The organism is Methylobacterium sp. Leaf361, assembly GCF_001424445.1.
Classification (GTDB): Bacteria; Pseudomonadota; Alphaproteobacteria; order Rhizobiales; family Beijerinckiaceae; genus Methylobacterium.
Map to the genome: position 1 here is coordinate 17,189 of NZ_LMPY01000032.1, position 15,629 is coordinate 32,817.

General features: G+C 69.2%; 24 protein-coding genes. 16 read left to right on the forward strand and 8 right to left on the reverse strand.

Going from position 1 to position 15,629, the window contains the following annotated elements; translation table 11 throughout:
- Positions 1-159: 159 nt before the first annotated feature.
- A complete protein-coding gene (gene rpsA, locus ASG32_RS20500; RefSeq protein WP_010683172.1) occupies positions 160-1,872 on the reverse strand; it encodes a 30S ribosomal protein S1 in 1,713 nt (570 codons plus the stop codon).
- A gap of 541 nt (positions 1,873-2,413) precedes the next feature.
- On the opposite strand from rpsA, the gene ASG32_RS20505 reads away from it, so the two are divergent.
- The gene (locus ASG32_RS20505; protein WP_056530083.1) at positions 2,414-3,181 is read left to right on the forward strand and encodes a Crp/Fnr family transcriptional regulator; all 768 of its coding nucleotides are present in this window, start codon (positions 2,414-2,416) and stop codon (positions 3,179-3,181) included.
- Positions 3,182-3,215: 34 nt separating this feature from the next.
- On the opposite strand, the gene ASG32_RS20510 is transcribed toward ASG32_RS20505, so the two are convergent.
- Complete coding sequence (locus ASG32_RS20510) at positions 3,216-4,064, reverse strand: transglutaminase family protein (protein ID WP_056530086.1); 849 nt, start codon at positions 4,062-4,064, stop codon at positions 3,216-3,218.
- A gap of 352 nt (positions 4,065-4,416) precedes the next feature.
- Here ASG32_RS20510 and serA point away from each other — a divergent pair, with 352 nt between their 5' ends.
- Together serA and ASG32_RS20520 are read left to right on the forward strand one after the other, a co-directional pair.
- The gene (serA, locus tag ASG32_RS20515) at positions 4,417-5,667 is read left to right on the forward strand and encodes a phosphoglycerate dehydrogenase (RefSeq protein ID WP_056530089.1); all 1,251 of its coding nucleotides are present in this window, start codon (positions 4,417-4,419) and stop codon (positions 5,665-5,667) included.
- A gap of 153 nt (positions 5,668-5,820) precedes the next feature.
- The gene (locus ASG32_RS20520; protein ID WP_056530092.1) at positions 5,821-6,300 is read left to right on the forward strand and encodes a hypothetical protein; all 480 of its coding nucleotides are present in this window, start codon (positions 5,821-5,823) and stop codon (positions 6,298-6,300) included.
- 3 nt (positions 6,301-6,303) lie between these two features.
- On the opposite strand, the gene ASG32_RS34550 is transcribed toward ASG32_RS20520, so the two are convergent.
- Positions 6,304-6,456: a hypothetical protein gene (locus tag ASG32_RS34550; RefSeq protein WP_165923077.1), complete on the reverse strand. Its 153-nt coding sequence runs from the start codon at positions 6,454-6,456 to the stop codon at positions 6,304-6,306.
- Positions 6,457-6,761: 305 nt separating this feature from the next.
- Between ASG32_RS34550 and ASG32_RS20525 the strand changes: the two genes are divergently transcribed.
- Entirely contained in the window at positions 6,762-6,977 is a 216-nt protein-coding gene (locus tag ASG32_RS20525) for a hypothetical protein (RefSeq protein ID WP_020092165.1), read from the forward strand.
- Positions 6,978-7,299: 322 nt separating this feature from the next.
- On the opposite strand, the gene ASG32_RS20530 is transcribed toward ASG32_RS20525, so the two are convergent.
- The 3 genes from ASG32_RS20530 to ASG32_RS20540 all read right to left on the reverse strand — a co-directional run bounded on the left by ASG32_RS20530 (position 7,300) and on the right by ASG32_RS20540 (position 9,288).
- Positions 7,300-7,632 (reverse strand): hypothetical protein, encoded by a 333-nt coding sequence (locus ASG32_RS20530; RefSeq protein ID WP_020092164.1) that lies wholly within the window; start codon positions 7,630-7,632, stop codon positions 7,300-7,302.
- A 345-nt stretch (positions 7,633-7,977) separates the two neighbouring features.
- Complete coding sequence (locus ASG32_RS20535; protein WP_056530096.1) at positions 7,978-8,556, reverse strand: NADPH-dependent FMN reductase; 579 nt, start codon at positions 8,554-8,556, stop codon at positions 7,978-7,980.
- A gap of 72 nt (positions 8,557-8,628) precedes the next feature.
- Entirely contained in the window at positions 8,629-9,288 is a 660-nt protein-coding gene (locus tag ASG32_RS20540; RefSeq protein ID WP_056530099.1) for a hypothetical protein, read from the reverse strand.
- A gap of 476 nt (positions 9,289-9,764) precedes the next feature.
- Here ASG32_RS20540 and ASG32_RS20545 point away from each other — a divergent pair, with 476 nt between their 5' ends.
- From ASG32_RS20545 to ASG32_RS20555, 3 genes are all read left to right on the forward strand, one after another.
- Positions 9,765-9,947 carry a hypothetical protein gene (locus ASG32_RS20545; RefSeq protein WP_012319429.1) on the forward strand — a complete coding sequence of 61 codons (183 nt, stop codon included), beginning with the start codon at positions 9,765-9,767 and terminating at the stop codon, positions 9,945-9,947.
- A gap of 69 nt (positions 9,948-10,016) precedes the next feature.
- Entirely contained in the window at positions 10,017-10,334 is a 318-nt protein-coding gene (locus ASG32_RS20550) for a hypothetical protein (RefSeq protein ID WP_056530102.1), read from the forward strand.
- 125 nt (positions 10,335-10,459) lie between these two features.
- Positions 10,460-11,140, forward strand: a complete 681-nt coding sequence (locus ASG32_RS20555) for a BA14K family protein (RefSeq protein WP_056530105.1) — start codon at positions 10,460-10,462, stop codon at positions 11,138-11,140.
- 115 nt (positions 11,141-11,255) lie between these two features.
- Here ASG32_RS20555 and ASG32_RS20560 read toward each other — a convergent pair whose 3' ends face one another.
- Complete coding sequence (locus tag ASG32_RS20560) at positions 11,256-11,498, reverse strand: hypothetical protein (RefSeq protein WP_056530108.1); 243 nt, start codon at positions 11,496-11,498, stop codon at positions 11,256-11,258.
- Positions 11,499-11,634: 136 nt separating this feature from the next.
- Positions 11,635-11,859, reverse strand: a complete 225-nt coding sequence (locus ASG32_RS20565; protein WP_244492083.1) for a hypothetical protein — start codon at positions 11,857-11,859, stop codon at positions 11,635-11,637.
- A gap of 488 nt (positions 11,860-12,347) precedes the next feature.
- Between ASG32_RS20565 and ASG32_RS20570 the strand changes: the two genes are divergently transcribed.
- The 9 genes from ASG32_RS20570 (at position 12,348) to ASG32_RS34035 (ending at position 15,448) form a co-directional block, all read left to right on the forward strand.
- On the forward strand, positions 12,348-12,536 hold the full coding sequence (locus ASG32_RS20570) for a hypothetical protein (protein ID WP_056530111.1): 189 nt from the start codon (positions 12,348-12,350) through the stop codon (positions 12,534-12,536).
- A 7-nt stretch (positions 12,537-12,543) separates the two neighbouring features.
- Complete coding sequence (locus ASG32_RS20575) at positions 12,544-12,804, forward strand: hypothetical protein (protein ID WP_056530114.1); 261 nt, start codon at positions 12,544-12,546, stop codon at positions 12,802-12,804.
- The gene (locus tag ASG32_RS20580; RefSeq protein WP_056530117.1) at positions 12,801-13,034 is read left to right on the forward strand and encodes a hypothetical protein; all 234 of its coding nucleotides are present in this window, start codon (positions 12,801-12,803) and stop codon (positions 13,032-13,034) included. Before ASG32_RS20575 ends, ASG32_RS20580 begins: the two co-directional genes overlap by 4 nt.
- Before the next feature lie 60 nt (positions 13,035-13,094).
- Positions 13,095-13,319 (forward strand): hypothetical protein, encoded by a 225-nt coding sequence (locus ASG32_RS20585; RefSeq protein ID WP_244492085.1) that lies wholly within the window; start codon positions 13,095-13,097, stop codon positions 13,317-13,319.
- A gap of 60 nt (positions 13,320-13,379) precedes the next feature.
- Positions 13,380-13,574, forward strand: a complete 195-nt coding sequence (locus tag ASG32_RS20590) for a hypothetical protein (RefSeq protein WP_244492086.1) — start codon at positions 13,380-13,382, stop codon at positions 13,572-13,574.
- Positions 13,571-13,696, forward strand: coding sequence for a hypothetical protein (locus tag ASG32_RS35655; protein ID WP_280141594.1), 126 nt, complete (start codon positions 13,571-13,573; stop codon positions 13,694-13,696). Before ASG32_RS20590 ends, ASG32_RS35655 begins: the two co-directional genes overlap by 4 nt.
- Positions 13,697-14,038: 342 nt before the next feature.
- Positions 14,039-14,257, forward strand: coding sequence for a hypothetical protein (locus ASG32_RS20595; protein WP_056530123.1), 219 nt, complete (start codon positions 14,039-14,041; stop codon positions 14,255-14,257).
- A 681-nt stretch (positions 14,258-14,938) separates the two neighbouring features.
- Complete coding sequence (locus ASG32_RS34030; RefSeq protein WP_157862031.1) at positions 14,939-15,163, forward strand: hypothetical protein; 225 nt, start codon at positions 14,939-14,941, stop codon at positions 15,161-15,163.
- Between the two features lie 3 nt (positions 15,164-15,166).
- The gene (locus ASG32_RS34035; RefSeq protein WP_157862032.1) at positions 15,167-15,448 is read left to right on the forward strand and encodes a hypothetical protein; all 282 of its coding nucleotides are present in this window, start codon (positions 15,167-15,169) and stop codon (positions 15,446-15,448) included.
- Positions 15,449-15,629 lie beyond the last annotated feature (181 nt).

Here is a 15,629-nt window from a genome sequence, read left to right on the forward strand (position 1 = left end):
GTCGCTGTCGCGTCGGGCGGCACGACCGGACCGGCCGCGCGCCCCTGGCAACCTTGGATTGCCGGCGCCCAAAGAAAAACCCGCCCGGGACCGGGGTCCCGCGCGGGTCTCAACCGTCGGCTCCGCCGCCCGGACAGGCCGGGCGGCAGAGCCGGTGTCTCACTCGTCGTCGGAGCGCTTCTTGTTGAAGGCGGCGCCGAGGATGTCGCCGAGGGAGGCACCCGAATCGGCGGAGCCGAACTGGGCCATGGCCTCCTTCTCCTCGGCGACCTCGAGGGCCTTGATCGAGACCTGCACGCGGCGGGCCTTCCGGTCGAACTGGACGACGCGGGCGTCGAACTTCTCGCCGGTGGCGAAGCGCTCGGGGCGCTGGTCGCCGCGGTCGCGGGCGAGTTCGGCCCGGCGGATGAAGGTCTGCATGTCGGTGTCGACGATCTTCACCTCGACGCCGGCATCCTTCACCTCGACCACCTCGCAGGTGACGATCTGACCCTTCTTGATCTCGCCGGCCTCGGCGAAGGGGTCACCGCCGAGCTGCTTCACGCCCAGCGAGATCCGCTCCTTCTCGACGTCGACGTCGAGAACCTGGGCGCGGACCATGTCGCCCTTCTTGAACTCCTCGATGACCTGCTCGCCGGGACGGTTCCAGTCGAGATCCGACAGGTGGACCATGCCGTCGACGTCGCCCTCGAGGCCGATGAACAGGCCGAACTCGGTCTTGTTCTTGACCTCGCCCTCGACCTCGGAACCGACCGGGTGCTTCTCGGCGAAGGCCTCCCAGGGGTTCTGCAGGGTCTGCTTGAGGCCCAGCGAGATGCGGCGCTTGACCGGATCGACCTCCAGGATCTGAACCTCGACCTCCTGGGAGGTGGAGACGATCTTGCCCGGATGGACGTTCTTCTTGGTCCAGCTCATCTCGGAGACGTGGATCAGGCCCTCGATCCCCGGCTCCAGCTCCACGAAGGCGCCGTAATCGGTGATGTTGGTCACGCGGCCCTTGAGCTTGGCGCCCTCCGGGTAGCGGGCGGCGATGCCCTCCCACGGATCGGCGAGCAGCTGCTTGATGCCGAGCGAGATGCGGTGCGTCTCGTGGTTGATCTTGATGATCTTGACCTTCACGGTCTGGCCGATTGTGACCACCTCGGACGGGTGGTTCACGCGGCGCCACGCCATGTCGGTGACGTGCAGCAGGCCGTCGATCCCGCCGAGGTCGACGAACGCGCCGTACTCGGTGATGTTCTTGACGACGCCGTCGATGACCTGACCTTCCTCGAGGTTGGCCACCAGCTCGGAGCGCTGCTCGGCGCGGCTCTCCTCGAGGACGGTCCGGCGCGACACGACGATGTTGCCGCGGCGGCGATCCATCTTGAGGATCTGGAACGGCTGCGGGGTGCCCAGCAGCGGGGTGACGTCGCGGACCGGGCGGATGTCGACCTGCGAGCGCGGCAGGAACGCCACGGCGCCGTCGAGGTCGACCGTGTAGCCGCCCTTGACCTGGTTGAAGATCGTGCCGGTGACGCGGTCGTTGTTCTCGAACGACTTCTCGAGCTTGACCCAGCTCTCCTCGCGGCGCGCCTTGTCGCGCGAGATGACGGCCTCGCCGAGCGCGTTCTCGATCCGGTCGACGTAGACCTCGACCTCGTCGCCGACCTTCAGCTCGCCCTCGCGGCCGGGACCGGTGAATTCCTTGAGCGCGACACGGCCTTCCGTCTTGGCGCCGATGTCGATGACGGCCACGTCCTTCTCGATCGCGACGACGCGACCCTTGACGACGGAGCCTTCGGTGATCTCGTGTTCGAGGAAGCTCTCCTCGAGGAGGGCTGCGAAATCCTCGCGGCTCGGGCCACGCCCCAGAGCGGTACCTGCGGTCATTCTGTCTCCTGAACGGCCCCCGGCGGAGGCCCGTTGCGTCGGCGGCTCGCGTTGCAGGCGCCCCCGTTCGCCGCGGCCTTCCCGGAGTCTTTCGGGAGAGGCGACCGGTCCCGCGGGACCCGGTTTGCCGACGCGTCGATACGGATGACGAGGGCGGTCCGTCCGGCGGCCCGGCGGGCGCGCCAGAAGACGAGCGCGCGAGGGCGGATCCGGGAGGACGCGCGTCCCTTACAGCATCGGCCTTGCGACTTCAACCGATTAGGGTTTTAGGCTCGCGGGGCGGAGGACGGTCCGCGGGGTCCGGGCGATATCGGTGGTCTTGCCGCCGGCCGCAGATCCGGCAAACTTGTCCGCCGTCGAACGTTTGCGGTCGCGCTTCCGCCGGCCGAGGGGGCAACCCCGCTCGACCGAGGTCCGCGCCGGTCGGCGATCCGGGGCGTAAGGGGGTGAAGCGTGGGTTGTCCTGATCTCGACTCTCGGGCTGCCCGCCGTCGGCGCGGCGGCACCGCGCGCTCCGCGCGATCCGGGGCCTGAACCCCCGATGCCGAACGGGTACAACGCCCCGATGGAGATGCTGGCGCGCAAGCTCGACAGCATCGCGCGCCTGTCCGATTCCGACCGCGCGGCGCTCCTCGATCTGCCGCACACGGTCCGGAACCTGCCGGCCCGCCACGACATCGTCCGGTTCGGCGACCGGCCGACCCACAGCTGCCTCGTCCTGCAGGGATGGGTCTACCGCTACGCCGCCCTCGCCGAGGGGGGGCGGCAGATCCTGTCGTTCTACATCGCGGGCGACCTGCCGGACCTGCAGAGCCTCCACCTGCACCGGATGGATCACAACCTCGCCACCCTGACGCCCTGCGTCGTGGCGCTGATCGCGCACGACGACCTGCGCGCGGTCCTCCTGCGCAATCCGGGGCTCGCCGGCACCCTCTGGCGCGACAGCCTCATCGACGCCGCCCATTACCGCGAGCGGATCACCAGCCTCGGGCGGCGGCAGGCGCTGGGCCGCGTGGCCCACCTGTTCTGCGAGCTCTATCTCCGGCAGAAGGCGGTCGGGCTCGCGCGCGGCCTGAGCTGCCCGCTGGTGCCCAAGCAGTCCGAACTCGCCGACGCGCTCGGCCTGACGAGCGTCCACCTGAACCGGGTCCTGCGCACCCTTCGCGGACGGGGGCTCGTCACGCTGAGCGGCGGCATCCTGACCATCGAGGATTGGGACGCGCTGAAGGAGGTTGCGGAGTTCGACCAGACGTTCCTGCACCTGGCGAACAACCCGGCGCCGGCCCGAGAGACCGCCGAGGCGATCTAGCGGTTGGGGCCGGGTGACGCGGCGGGCGCGCGCCTCAGGCGGCCCGGGCCAGGGTCTCCGGCGGCTCGACCACCGCGTCGGTGTGGACGTCGAACCGGACCAGGTGGGCGACGCCGAAGCTCGTCGTCAGGGCGCAGTCGGTGGCGTCGCGGCCGCGGGCCATGACGATGCGGCCGATGCGGGGCCGGTTGTGCCGGGCGTCGAACGTGTACCAGCGAGGCCCCTCGGACCCTTCGAGGAAGACCTCGAACCACGCCGAGAAGTCCATCGGCGCCGGGTCCTTCGGCACGCCGATATCGCCGAGATAGCCGGTGGCGTAGCGGGCCGGGATGTTCATGCACCGGCACAGGGCGATCGCCAGGTGCGCGAAGTCCCGGCACACGCCGACGCCCTGCGTGTAGCCGTCGAAGGCGGTGCGGGTCGCGTCGGCCTGCTGGTAGTCGAAGCGCAGGCGGGTATGGGCGAAGTCGACGATCGCCTGGACGCGGGCCCAGCCCTCCGGCGTGCCGCCGAACAGGGACCACGCGATGCCCGACAGCTTGTCGGTGTCGCAGTAGCGGGAGCCGAGCAGGTACGGCACGACGTCGTCCGGCAGGTCCTGGACGGCGATCTGCCGGGCGCCGGGGGCCTGGTCGTCCGGCAGCCCGCTGTCGGCGATCGTGAAATCGGCCGCCATGGTGATCCGGCCGCCCGGCGCGACGATGCGCGTGCAGACGTTGCCGAAGGCGTCGACGTGCTGCGACGCTGCGACCGGCGGATCGAAGGCGATCACCTCCGGCGTCAGGAGGTCGCCCCGCCGCTCCGGGCGCACGTTGAGGAGCAGGTTCATCGGCGTGGGGCCGAACGTGTCGAAGGCGATCGAGAAGCCGGTGCGGATATGCATCGTCGGGGACCGTGAGGAAGGCCGCTGGCCGGCGGGGCCGGCAGGCGGGTCGTTGCAGTACAGGGCCCAGTAAGCCGCGAGAGGAGGCCGAGTTCCGTCGGCGAGGTCAGTTCAGGACGGTTGGGGCTGCCCGAATATTTGGCAGGGTGACGCCTGCGGCAATCGTGCCGCGTCTGGGCCGGCCAGCATCCGGTGAGCCATGCGGCGGGCCGGGGGCGGGGCTGCGGTCAAGCGGGGCCGTCCGTCACCGCCCCATGTTGCAACGCACACGATGCCCTCTTATCCCAGGCCGCTCGACTCCAGGGCCTGCCGGCACCGCCCGGCCCGGCCTGCTGCCAGACGATCGACGCCCATGACGCCCGACAAGCTTTCCCTGCCGAAGGACAAGATCCGCGTCCTGCTGCTCGAGGGCATCAACGACAGCGCCGTGGCGCTGATGCGGGCGGCCGGCTACACCAACCTGACCCGCCTGCCGAAGGCGCTGGACCGGGAGGCCCTGCACGAGGCGCTCCAGGGCGTGCACATGGTGGGCATCCGCTCGCGCACGCAGCTCGACGCTTCCGCCTTCGAGGCGGCAGACCGGCTCCTGGCCGTGGGCTGCTTCTCGGTCGGCACCAACCAGGTCGACCTGGACGCGGCGCGCCACCGGGGCATCCCGGTCTTCAACGCGCCCTTCTCCAACACCCGCTCGGTCGCGGAGCTGACGATCGGCGAGATCGTGATGCTGCTGCGCCGGATCGTTCCGCGCTCGGTGGGCGCCCACGCGGGCCGCTGGGACAAGTCGGCGGTGGGCTCGCTGGAGGTGCGCGGCAAGACGCTGGGCATCGTCGGCTACGGCAATATCGGCACGCAGCTCTCGACCCTGGCCGAGGCCATGGGCATGCGGGTGCTGTTCTACGACCACACCGACAAGCTGCGCCACGGCAACACCGAGCCGGTCGAGACGCTGCACGCCCTGCTGGCGCAGAGCGACGTCGTCTCGCTGCACGTGCCGGAGACCGACGCCACCGCCAACATGATCGGCGCCGCCGAGATCCGGGCGATGAAGCCCGGCGCCTTCCTGATCAACAACGCCCGGGGCACCGTGGTCGATCTCGAGGCGCTGGCCGCTGCCCTGCGCGACGGCCATCTCAAGGGCGCGGCCGTCGACGTCTTCCCGGTGGAGCCCGGCTCGAACGCCGAAGCGTTCGTGAGCCCGCTCCAGGGCCTCGAGAACGTGATCCTCACACCGCATATCGGCGGCTCCACCGAGGAGGCGCAGGAGCGGATCGGCTCCGAGGTGGCGCGCAAGCTCGTGGACTATTCCGATATCGGCTCGACGGTCGGCGCGGTGAACTTCCCGCAGGTGCAACTCCCGGCCCGTCCGACCGGGACGCGGTTCATCCACGTCCAGCGCAACCTGCCCGGCATGCTCGGGCGGCTCAACGACGTGTTCTCCCGCGGCCACGTCAACATCGCCGCGCAGTTCTACCAGACCGACGGCGAGGTCGGTTACGTGGTGCTGGAGACCGACGCCACTGACGCGGATGCCGAGGCGCTGCTCACCGAGATCCGCGCCATCCCGGGGACGATCCGGGCCCGCCTCCTCTACGAGCGCCGCTGATCCCGAGGCCCCGCGGGAATTTACGATGCGCGCGTGAACGCGGCGGGTCTTGCCGCGTTCGTCTTGCGCGGCCAAGCTGGCCGCTGTTCAAGTCAGGGACGGCACCATCGACGGCCTCGGCCGGTCGAGCGCCCGGCCGGCGGAGGAATTGCGGTGACGAAGCGTGTAGCGTGCGCATGGGCCGGCCTCGTGCTCGGCATCGTCGGGTCGGTCTCGGTCGTCTCCGGCGCGTCGGCGGATTGCCTGCGCCGGGTCTACAACCGGTCGAACCTCGTTCTGGTCGCCCGTCAGGACGGCGGCCCGCCCGCCACGCTGCTGCCCGGCCAGTCGCTCCCGGTGCGGCTGGCGCGGCCGGGCCAGATCGACATCGCGGCCTATTGCGGTGCGCCGGGCGCGGGCGGGACCCCGGTCACCCAGCGGACCTTCGATTACGAGGCGGTGCTCGACCGCTGCTTCGTCCGGTTCGGGGGCGACCTGTTCGTGCCGCAGATCGGGCGCGGCTTCATCGGTCTCCAGGAGACGGCCCCGTTCACCGTCAACAACCCGCGCCAGGGCGACATCATCCTCGGGCCCGCGGCCGGCGCGTCTTGCCCGCTGCCGGCCGCCGCTCCCGTGCTGAGCCGCCGGGGTTGAGCGTCAGAGATAGTGCCGGAAGACGACGCCCGCGTCGTCGGTCGCGCCCGGTTGCGCGGGCGACACCGGCCCGATGAACGGGCTCGCGAGGCGTAGGGCCACGAGTCCGAGGGCCGCGAGCGCCGGGGCGAGCAGGCGGAACGGGCGAGCGAGCATGGACGCCTCCGTCGCGCCGCCGATCCCGCCCGCGTCGTGCGGACAGACTGGGTGCGCCTGTGAAGGATCGCACCTTACGGCCGAGCTGGACGTGCCGAAGCGCACATGGGTAACGTTAAGGTCGTGCCCGGATCGCGGGGCCGGCGGGGACGACGTGACGGTCGGGCGCTTGCGTCCATCACCTCGCTGGCAAGTCCGCCGATGCCCTCCTATGCTGCCCACATCGGGGGCTGCCTGGGATCGCGCTGCACGGGCCGCGGCGGCGCTTCCCGGGTAGAACCGACTGCGTGAACGAGGACGCGCGTATGCTGACCCAGACAGGCAACTCGATTCTCCGAGGCGATCTCGGCGTCGAGGAGACCACCGAGTCCGACAACATCGTCCGCTGGGACGGCGAGCGGCTCTACGTGGAGCAGGACGTCTACCACAACGGGCAACTGGTTCACCGCAAGTACCGTCGCACCGTCACCGAGCCCGTCGCCCACGCGCTCTGGGCGATCATCAACCGCGCCAAGCAGTGAGCTGGCAGTGAGCTGGCGGGCGCGTCGCGGACGCGCCCGCCCGATCCGGGCTTCCGCCAGCCCCGGCCGCGCCGGAGCGGAGCCTCGCGGACGTCTCCGGTGAGCCACGGCGAGTCGGGGACCGGGTCTTCGAGCGGTGCGGCAGGAGACGCCGCCTGTATCGGTTGCGCGGCGGGACGTTCGGTCCCGGATTCCGGTCCCTGCGTTCCAGATCCCCGCTGTCCTCGACGATCCCGCGGCGGTGCGTCCCAGCCCGAGGCGCGGCCGCACCGACATCCCGTCCGCTCCGGGCGCTCCGGGCTCAGCCCGAGACCGCGCGCAGCTAGGCGGCGACGGCCGCCGTCGGTGCGACGAGGGTGAGATGGGCCGGCCGCAGCGCCTCGAGGCGGTCATGGGCGTTGTCGAACGCGGCCCGGATCGTCGTGCCCGCGTCCTCGACGGCGACCAGCACCGCCAGCTTCTGGGCGGTGGCCCGATCGGCGAGACCGCGCGCGGCCGAGACGAGCGACTGCTCCAGGCTCAGGAATTCCGTCTCGGCATCTTTCCCGGCCTCGCGCGCCACCGACGCGAGGCGGTCCAGTACGGCTTCCAGGGCGTGGCGCAGGACAAGCGTCCGCACGCGCTCCTGCAGGAGCGCCCTCTCGTCGATCTTCATCGGAATCGGTCCGGGTTCGGGAACACGGCCAAGCTCTCATACTTCGGGGCCGTGTGCAGCCACCTTTTTGCAACAGCGCAATACTGTCTCGCGACATGAGCGCTCCGCGGGTTCAACGTCTCGCGGGCCTGATCCGGCACAGTTGTTCTACAATCGTGTGCCGAGTATTTGGGCATTTCCAGCATCGAATGCGCCGTCTCGACAGATTCAGCGCACAGAAACGCCCGCGTGGAGGCCCGGTTCGCAGTCCGAATACCTCCGCTCCGGCAGGGGCGATGCTGGGGGCCGCATCGCTCGAGCCACCGTCCGACCCGGGCCCGCGGCGTCCGGAGGGCGCTCCGCGGATCAGTACGGGGTGCCGCCCCGGCGCCGGTCCCGCAGGGCCTCGGCGTGCCATTCCAGCTCGTCGAGGAAGCGGCCGGTCGCCGTCGTGAGCCATGGCTCGACGGCGACGCCCTGCGCGTCGATGACCTTCTGGAGCCGCGGGATCGGCAGGAGCGAGGGGATGCTCGACATGCCCATCTCGGCGAGCATGGCCCGCAGCGGCATCGCGGCCCGGACGCCGCCGAACTGGCCGGCCGAATAGCAGCAGATGGCCGAGGGCCGCCAGAAATACTCCTCGAGGAAGTGATCGAGGGTGTTCGACAGTGCCGGCGGCACACCGTGGTTGTACTCGGCCGTGACGACCAGGAAGGCGTCGGCGCGGCGGAAGAGGTCGGCGCAGCGCTGCAGGGGCTCCGGCGCCGTCCCGGCCGGGTATTCCTTGTACATCCGGTCGAGGAGCGGGAGCGCCAGCTCGGCCGGATCGACCAGGGGGGCGGCGTGGCCGCGGGACTCCAGCTGCGCGATCAGGAAGCGCGCGGCGCGGATGCCGATGCGGTCGGTCCGAACGCTGCCGAGGATCACGGGGACGGTCAGGGCCATGGCGCTCTCCGGTTGCCCCGATCATGCCAGAGGCGGCCACGCCGCTCCAGCCGCGGGCCAAGCCCGGGATCGTCAGACCTTGGTGGTGCTGGTCAGCGCGGCCGCGATGCCGAGCGGTCCGCCGGCCGCGTAGGCGGTCACCGCCTTGGTCACCTGCTGCAGGAAGGATTGCAGGTCGCTGCCGCTGCCGCTGCCGGTCGCCATCGCGGGATCGGCGGTCGCGGTGGCGGACGTGCTGGTGGACGTGCTCGCGGACGAGACCGTGGATGAGGCCGCGGACGCGTCGGTCGCGGTGCCGGCCTGGGCCGCACCCTCGCTCTGCTCGGCATCCGACACCGGCCGGTGGCCGTGATGGCCGCGATGGTGATGGACGGCGGACGCGCCGCCCGCGGCCTGACCGGGCGCCGTACCGGTGGCGGTGCCGGTCGCCGACGTGTCGTCGGCGTTGGCCGCTGCTTCCGCGGGCGCCGTGACGCCGTTCTGCAGCCCCATCTGGCTGAAGTCCGACTGCAGCTGGAGGAGCGACGCCATCAGGTCGTTCGACAGCGTCGGCGTCGAGGTCGTCCCGGTCGACGGGGCGGTGTCGTCCGCGGCCCCCTGCTTGCCGGTCTCCTGGTTCGCCGTCGCGGCGGTGCCGACATCGAGGCGGGCAACGTTCGCCGCCCGCGCCTGCCTGAGGGCGCTGACGAGATCCCGCTGGAGTGAACTGCCCGAAACCGTGTTGACCGACATGGTACGCCTCCGCGACCGCCCTCACGGTGGTCAGGCACGGGTCGTTCCAGAATTTTCCCAATGATTTCAGCGGCGGGTCCGGGCTCTCGGCCGGCAGGATCGGCCGAGCGGCAGAATCTGCCGGCCGCGCCGGCCGACAGATTCCGCATCGGCGCGGATCCGGTCGGGTCGCGCGCGTCGGTCGTCGCGACGGCGCAGGTTCTCGGGCGGTGTCGCCGTCGCCGCCACGGAGATCCGAGCCCGTTCGCATCGTCTCGCGCGGAATCTCGAACAGCCGCGACGTGCCGCCGTCGTCGCGCGATTGTCCGAAGTAGAACAGTAGACCAATCGCCCCATCGCGGTCGCGATGAGCGGAGGTGCGTGTGTCGTTCTATTCGCGAGCCACGGCTCAGCTCTCGAGCGTGGCCGGAACAACTGCGCCCGGAACGATGAGGACCCTGTCAGGTTGGCTCCGTACTGGCCACCACGAGGTGCACATGACGACCAAGCCACCGCCCGTTCCGCCGGCCAACCGGTCCGACAAGGGCCCCGGCAGCGCCACCGAAGCGCCGCTCACGCAGGGGCGCGCCGGATCCCAGACCAAGGATCCGGACAAGGTCGGCCAGGCCGGAAACTCCAAGGTGAACACCACCAACCAGGGCTACCAGCAGGATCGCTGACCGCCCGATCCGCGCGGGCACCGCGAGCCGCCGTGCCCGAGACGTGTTGATCCGCATCGGAGAATGATTATGGCGAATGCCAGTCGGCACAAAGTCGGTCCCGGCGCTCAGGGTAAGGGGACCGGATCCGGGGCCATGTCGGACCTGCCCGACGGCGTGCTGCCGGAGAACATGGTGCTCAGCAACCGCGACAAGTCGCGGCACAGCGACGAGCGCGGTCTGGACAGCAAGAACGTCCAGACCGAGCAGTACCAGGACCACGCCGGCAACCGGCAGGTGGTTGCCGAGACGGACGCCGACACCGACGGCAACACGAGCGGCCTCGCGAACCCGAAGACGGACGAGTCCGGGACGCAGAGCAGCCTCAAGGCCCAGCAGCACTCGTAGGTCTCCGGCTCACGAGCAGGGCGGCGCGCCGCTCTCCGATCTGTCGCGGGACAAAAGGAAGCGGGATTGGCCGTCTCGGGCGCGACGTTGATCAGAGTAGACGCAACACAGCCTGAGTGGCGACCATGAACACGACAGTCACAGTGATCGCGTCGGCAATCCTTGCCGGCGCTCTTCTCGGGGCGCCGACCGGAGCCCAGGCGCAGGCGGGCCGCTTCGCCAACCACGGCTTCGGCAACCACAATTTCGGAGCCGCGGCCGTCGGCGGCGGCGGCTTCAGCAGTCCCGGTGTCGGGGCTGGCGCCGCGGGCGGCGGCTTCGCCAACCGGGGCTTCGGCAATCACGCCTTCGGGCCGGCTGCCGATGCCGGAGGGGGTAGCTTCGCCAATAACGGCTTCGGCAACCACAATTTCGGCCGACCGGCTGTCGGCGGCGGATTCGCCAATCCCGGGTTCGGGCACGGGCTCGGCGCCCACCGGGGCTACGGTCATCATCGCCATTACGGCTACAACCGCGGCTACTACGGCCGCCCCTACGGCTACGGCTACGGACGGGGCGGATACGGGCTCGGCGGCCTCGGCCTCGGCGTCGCCGTGGGCGGTCTGTATGGCGGCTACGGTTATCCGGGATACGGCTACGACACCGGGTACTACGGCGGTTATGCGCCCGTCACGTACGGCTACGCCGACACCGAAACCTACCGTGTCGCGGACGACGACCGCTACTGCGCGCGCCGGTTCCGATCCTACGACCCGCAGAGCGGAACCTATCTCGGCCGGGATGGACGTCGCCACCGCTGCCGGTGAGCCGCGACCGTCCTGACGACGGCCGCATCCGGCTCGGACCATCCCCGCCACGCCGCGGCGGGGATGAAGGTGCCGTCGTCACGACCGGCCGGGACGGCGCGGCGGATCGCCGGCGCTAGGCGTCCGCCTCGCTCGCGTCATCCCCGCCGGTCGCACCCAGTGCGGGCCCAGGCCGATACGCGTCGAGCGTCGCGTAGGCATCGGTGTCGGTGAGCCCGAGCCGTTCCATGTCGGTCAGGAAAGACAGGATGTCGGCGTCGACCGGCTCGCCGCTCTCCTTGCGCTCGATCAGGGTATTGACCAGCTCGAGGGCGCTGATCGACGTGGCGCTGGGTTCGTTCGCATCGGGGAAAGCCATGGCCGGTCTCTCGCAGGAGGGCTCCGGGAACTAGGTCACCGCGAGGCCATCGGCCACACGCGACGGCCGTCGCGGTCGATCACGGTCGATCGAGGTCGATGTCGCCGCGCGTTCCGAAAGCGCGGTGCCACGTCCGTCACATCGTCGGATGCGACGTCGGCGCGCTCTCGCGATACAGGGCCTCGTGCTGCCACGGGGGATGGTGCGCGTCCGGTCCGACGTGCTGGCCGACATACAGGGACGCGAGCAGGCCGAGCAGGAGGAACAGACCGATGGTCACCGCGTCCGGATGCCGGCGCGCGCTGTGGATGCCGAAGCACCCCAGCGTGAAGACGGCCGCCAGGGCCAGGGAACCGAGCATGCCGCCCGACATCGGGATCACCGCCGTGCCTGTCGTCGTGGCTCAGCGCGCCGCGCCACATCGGGGCGGGCGGCACGGGCGCACGACGTAGACGTTCGAGGGCGCGCGAAACATCCCGCTATCCATCGGCGCCACCGCGCGCCTGATCCCGCGGGGAGTGTGAAGGATCGATCTGCGACGGCACCGGTCGGCAGAGGCGCCGGCACGCCCGCATCGCGCCAGTCGAACACGGCACGTCGCACGTATTGACGGATGCCGGAACGGCAACGCTGTTCCCGAACCTCAGAACCCGGGACGGGTGAGAGAGCCGAAAACTCAGTTCGATCAAGATGTTGGTAAGTGGATGGCTCCCCGAGCAGGACTCGAACCTGCGACAAGGCGATTAACAGTCGGGGCGATCATATTGATTTTGTGTGAGGCCGTTACCGGTCGGCAAGCGTTTAAGGACATGGAATAGCCCCCTGCCCTACCCTCGATTGCCCTGCTTCATGGACGTCCTCCACGACCCGATCCGCGAAGCCGTTGCGGCGCTCCGTCTGCACGGTCACGTCGTCGAACCCTGGAGCCGGCGCTACCCGCTCTGGCTCGTTGACGGCGAGACGCTGACGGACGGCGATCTCCTCGCTCTCGCTGTGCGCGTCGGCCTCATGGACTCGACCACGACCCGGCTGCAATAGGCCGCCCATGGCCAAAGAACCTCCGACCGTCTCCGAACTGCGCAAGGCCGCGGAGGTCACCGACGACGAGATCAACGCCGCGGTCGACGCGGTGCTCGCCGATCTGGCGACGGAGGCCTACCCGCTCGCGAAGGGCTGGACCCTCGACCTCGTCGAGACGCTCCGGACGAACACCCGCGCGGCCGAGGCGCTGACCACCGACAAGGCGGCCTGGAAGCGCAACATGGTCCGGACCGCGATCCTGCTGGCGCACCCGGTGAAGGGATGAGCGACCGCACCGACAACATCGAGCCGGTCGCCCGGGCCCTTTATGCCAAGCAGATGAGAATGCTCGGCGTCTCCGAGGACGAGATCGCGGCGACATCGGATCGCTACTGGCCCGTGCTGGCTGCCCAGCTCCAGGCTGGCCTGATTGACGAGGACGGCAGCCCGATCGCGCACAGCGTCGAGAAGGGCCTTGAGGCATGGTACGCGTGGCTCGACGAGAGGAAGGCGTGAGCCACGGTCAGGCGCGGGCGGCCAAGGGCGCGAGCGACGAGGCCGACCCGAGTCCATCAAATGTATGATGGCCTGGCCTCACGCTCGCGCTACCCGGCGTTCATGACCGACGACACCGACCCGATCTTGGAAGCGGTGACGGCGCTGCGGGCCGCCGGTATCCCCGTCTGGCCGATCGGCGATGAGCTTGAGCACTGGCAGATCGGCGACCTCGTCTTCTCGGATGCCGACCTGTGGCGCCTCGCCGCGAGCCGCGGACTCGTAGAGGACGGCGACTCGCGATAGTCCGGCGCCGCCATGCCTTCCGAACCGAGAGCCCCGATTCGCGGCCGCCACCTCGAGGCCATGCGCGCTGTCGCCGAAAACCCCGGCGGCCTGAGGCACGAGGCCTACCCGACTGTCATGCCGATCCTGCAGGAGCTCGGGTACGTCGAGGAGCGTCCGACCCGCGGCCGGACCAGTCGGCGCGCTTGGCACCTGACCTCGGGCGGGCGCGAACTGCTGGTCGCGCTCGGGATCCGAGAGAGCGCCGAGCCGTGACGTTCACGTGGCGCCGCACGTTCCCCGACACGCACCACGACTTCGTGGCCGAGGAAGCCGGTCAGCACGTCGGCCGGATCAAGCGGATGGAGGGCGGCCCGCAGAACGGCACGTGGACCTGAAGCTGCACCGGCTGCCAGCGCGGGCATGAGGCCGAGGGCGTGCGGCCGCTGAACGGCATGGCTAACACGCGGGACGAGGCGATCGAGGCGCTGGCCGCGGCTTGGGCTCGCGCCAAGGCGTGGAGCGCGCGGACTAGCCTGCCGCTGGCGCCGGGCGCATCCTGATCGTCAGCCGCGCCCCTTGGCCGCGAACTCCCAAACCGGTTGGCAGGGCTCCTCCCGGATGCAAACGCATCTCCGTGTTCATCAGCTTGGTGTGGCAGCCATACCAAGTGGCCTGTCCATCAAATGCTAACCCTCGCGCCATTGAAGTGCTGTCCCAACGGCGTGAGCAGGAGCGACATGGCAGAGCGATACCATTTCCGTCTGAGGGGCCCGGGCGAGGTCATCGAGGACGAGGAGGGTGTGTTGGCTAGCTCGATCGAGGTTGCCGTGGCCGAGGCGACGCAGCTGATCGCCGAGATGCACGCGCGGGGTGAATTGGCCGATCCTGATGAGCGCTGGTGCGTAGAGATCCACACCGCCGATGGCGTCGTGCTTCGCTCCCTTCAGCTGTACTGAGCGCCGGCCGCGGGGCACGGGAGCTTGCGTAGGATCCGGCGGATGTGCTCGCGGAGGATGAGCGTCTCAGGTGTTGGGCTGACATCCGGAGGCGTTACCGAAACCTCCAGGGCCGCCAAGGCTGAGTCGCGCATCAAGGCCCTCGTCTGTTTCAAGAGCTGCATTTAACAGATTATTATCATGGATCCATCCATCATTTGAGGTCGTTTGGCCGCTTAATATCGCGGAACTTTACGTAGATTAGTTATTCGGCCCTAGATGCGATCGCGCAATCAAGTATCGTCCCTTCTTGGGAAGCCGAGCTAGGAAGCGCGCGGAACGATCCCGCTCCCCGTGATCAAAGGACGCTTCTTAGCGGCAGAACTCCAGCTGGCCATCGGCAGGCGGAGCCTCACAGCACAACCCGCAGTGATCTGGTCGCGCCATGAGGCAACGGCGGGCGGGAGGTTGGCGGGAGCGGTGCAAGGTGAATTGGGAGCCCCAATACCGGCTACGACCGACAATGTTATGAGACGTGCTCGTCGCTCGGTATGCATCAACGCCGAACGAGCGCCTGAAATTGAAAGGCTCCCTGAAGTGAGGCCGGCACCGTTTGCGCTCCGGTCCTCAAGGGCGCTCCTTTCCTGGCCGTCGCGCGTTCCCTCCCGGTGGCCTATGCCGGACGCCAAGCAGGAGGCTTTCATGGCCGATCAAGATCGTGCGCTTATCGACACGCACGGCGAACAGGACATCGTCGCCTTGGCTCAATTAGGGGCGGCCGTGATTCTGGCATGGCCCTTATTGGAGCCCGACATGCAGCGCGATTTGATCGCGACTGCGTCCGTCGTGGATGGAGTGAAAAGAGACCCGCGCTTTGAGGAGGTACTCACTCGGCTTGTTCATTCGAACAATCGTAACAGAAGCTGAAGCATGCCCACCACACTCGCCATGAACTCAGATATCAGCCGCCTATGTGCGGCGGCGTTTGATGCCTGCGAGCATCGATCGCTACTTGCAAATCATGAGGATGCCGAAGCCATCGTCCGCGCCGTCTTGAAAGAGCTGCGGGAACCCAGTGAAGCGATGCGTGCGGCTGGGCAGGTAGGGCAACGTGCCTTTGATGCGATGCCCGGCGCAGGAAGCGGATACCTGACGAGCGAGCCCTACACATTCGCCGCTATAATCGACTATGTCCTCGCCAATCCTGTCTGAACCCAACCTCGGCTCGTGGAGCAGGCGCGGCAGGCGAGGTGCTCGCAGATTGGGTAGAGCATGGCCAAGGATCGGAACGTCCCTGGCCTGCCCCCATGCGGTGGCCCAGGTTCGAAGTTAGTGCATCGTCGGTCGCGTGACGATGGCTGGGCGAGCGAGCGGCGCTGAAGTGCTCGGTTCC

Excerpts from the sequence above, each read along its gene's own strand:
- rpsA (WP_010683172.1), bottom strand. The coding sequence starts at position 1,872 with ATGACCGCAGGTACCGCTCTGGGGCGTGGCCCGAGCCGCGAGGATTTC.
- ASG32_RS20505 (WP_056530083.1), top strand. The coding sequence starts at position 2,414 with ATGCCGAACGGGTACAACGCCCCGATGGAGATGCTGGCGCGCAAGCTC.
- ASG32_RS20510 (WP_056530086.1), bottom strand. The coding sequence starts at position 4,064 with ATGCATATCCGCACCGGCTTCTCGATCGCCTTCGACACGTTCGGCCCC.
- serA (WP_056530089.1), top strand. The coding sequence starts at position 4,417 with ATGACGCCCGACAAGCTTTCCCTGCCGAAGGACAAGATCCGCGTCCTG.
- ASG32_RS34550 (WP_165923077.1), bottom strand. The coding sequence starts at position 6,456 with ATGCTCGCTCGCCCGTTCCGCCTGCTCGCCCCGGCGCTCGCGGCCCTC.
- ASG32_RS20525 (WP_020092165.1), top strand. The coding sequence starts at position 6,762 with ATGCTGACCCAGACAGGCAACTCGATTCTCCGAGGCGATCTCGGCGTC.
- ASG32_RS20530 (WP_020092164.1), bottom strand. The coding sequence starts at position 7,632 with ATGAAGATCGACGAGAGGGCGCTCCTGCAGGAGCGCGTGCGGACGCTT.
- ASG32_RS20535 (WP_056530096.1), bottom strand. The coding sequence starts at position 8,556 with ATGGCCCTGACCGTCCCCGTGATCCTCGGCAGCGTTCGGACCGACCGC.
- ASG32_RS20540 (WP_056530099.1), bottom strand. The coding sequence starts at position 9,288 with ATGTCGGTCAACACGGTTTCGGGCAGTTCACTCCAGCGGGATCTCGTC.
- ASG32_RS20545 (WP_012319429.1), top strand. The coding sequence starts at position 9,765 with ATGACGACCAAGCCACCGCCCGTTCCGCCGGCCAACCGGTCCGACAAG.
- ASG32_RS20550 (WP_056530102.1), top strand. The coding sequence starts at position 10,017 with ATGGCGAATGCCAGTCGGCACAAAGTCGGTCCCGGCGCTCAGGGTAAG.
- ASG32_RS20555 (WP_056530105.1), top strand. The coding sequence starts at position 10,460 with ATGAACACGACAGTCACAGTGATCGCGTCGGCAATCCTTGCCGGCGCT.
- ASG32_RS20560 (WP_056530108.1), bottom strand. The coding sequence starts at position 11,498 with ATGGCTTTCCCCGATGCGAACGAACCCAGCGCCACGTCGATCAGCGCC.
- ASG32_RS20565 (WP_244492083.1), bottom strand. The coding sequence starts at position 11,859 with ATGCTCGGTTCCCTGGCCCTGGCGGCCGTCTTCACGCTGGGGTGCTTC.
- ASG32_RS20570 (WP_056530111.1), top strand. The coding sequence starts at position 12,348 with ATGGACGTCCTCCACGACCCGATCCGCGAAGCCGTTGCGGCGCTCCGT.
- ASG32_RS20575 (WP_056530114.1), top strand. The coding sequence starts at position 12,544 with ATGGCCAAAGAACCTCCGACCGTCTCCGAACTGCGCAAGGCCGCGGAG.
- ASG32_RS20580 (WP_056530117.1), top strand. The coding sequence starts at position 12,801 with ATGAGCGACCGCACCGACAACATCGAGCCGGTCGCCCGGGCCCTTTAT.
- ASG32_RS20585 (WP_244492085.1), top strand. The coding sequence starts at position 13,095 with ATGTATGATGGCCTGGCCTCACGCTCGCGCTACCCGGCGTTCATGACC.
- ASG32_RS20590 (WP_244492086.1), top strand. The coding sequence starts at position 13,380 with ATGCGCGCTGTCGCCGAAAACCCCGGCGGCCTGAGGCACGAGGCCTAC.
- ASG32_RS20595 (WP_056530123.1), top strand. The coding sequence starts at position 14,039 with ATGGCAGAGCGATACCATTTCCGTCTGAGGGGCCCGGGCGAGGTCATC.
- ASG32_RS34030 (WP_157862031.1), top strand. The coding sequence starts at position 14,939 with ATGGCCGATCAAGATCGTGCGCTTATCGACACGCACGGCGAACAGGAC.
- ASG32_RS34035 (WP_157862032.1), top strand. The coding sequence starts at position 15,167 with ATGCCCACCACACTCGCCATGAACTCAGATATCAGCCGCCTATGTGCG.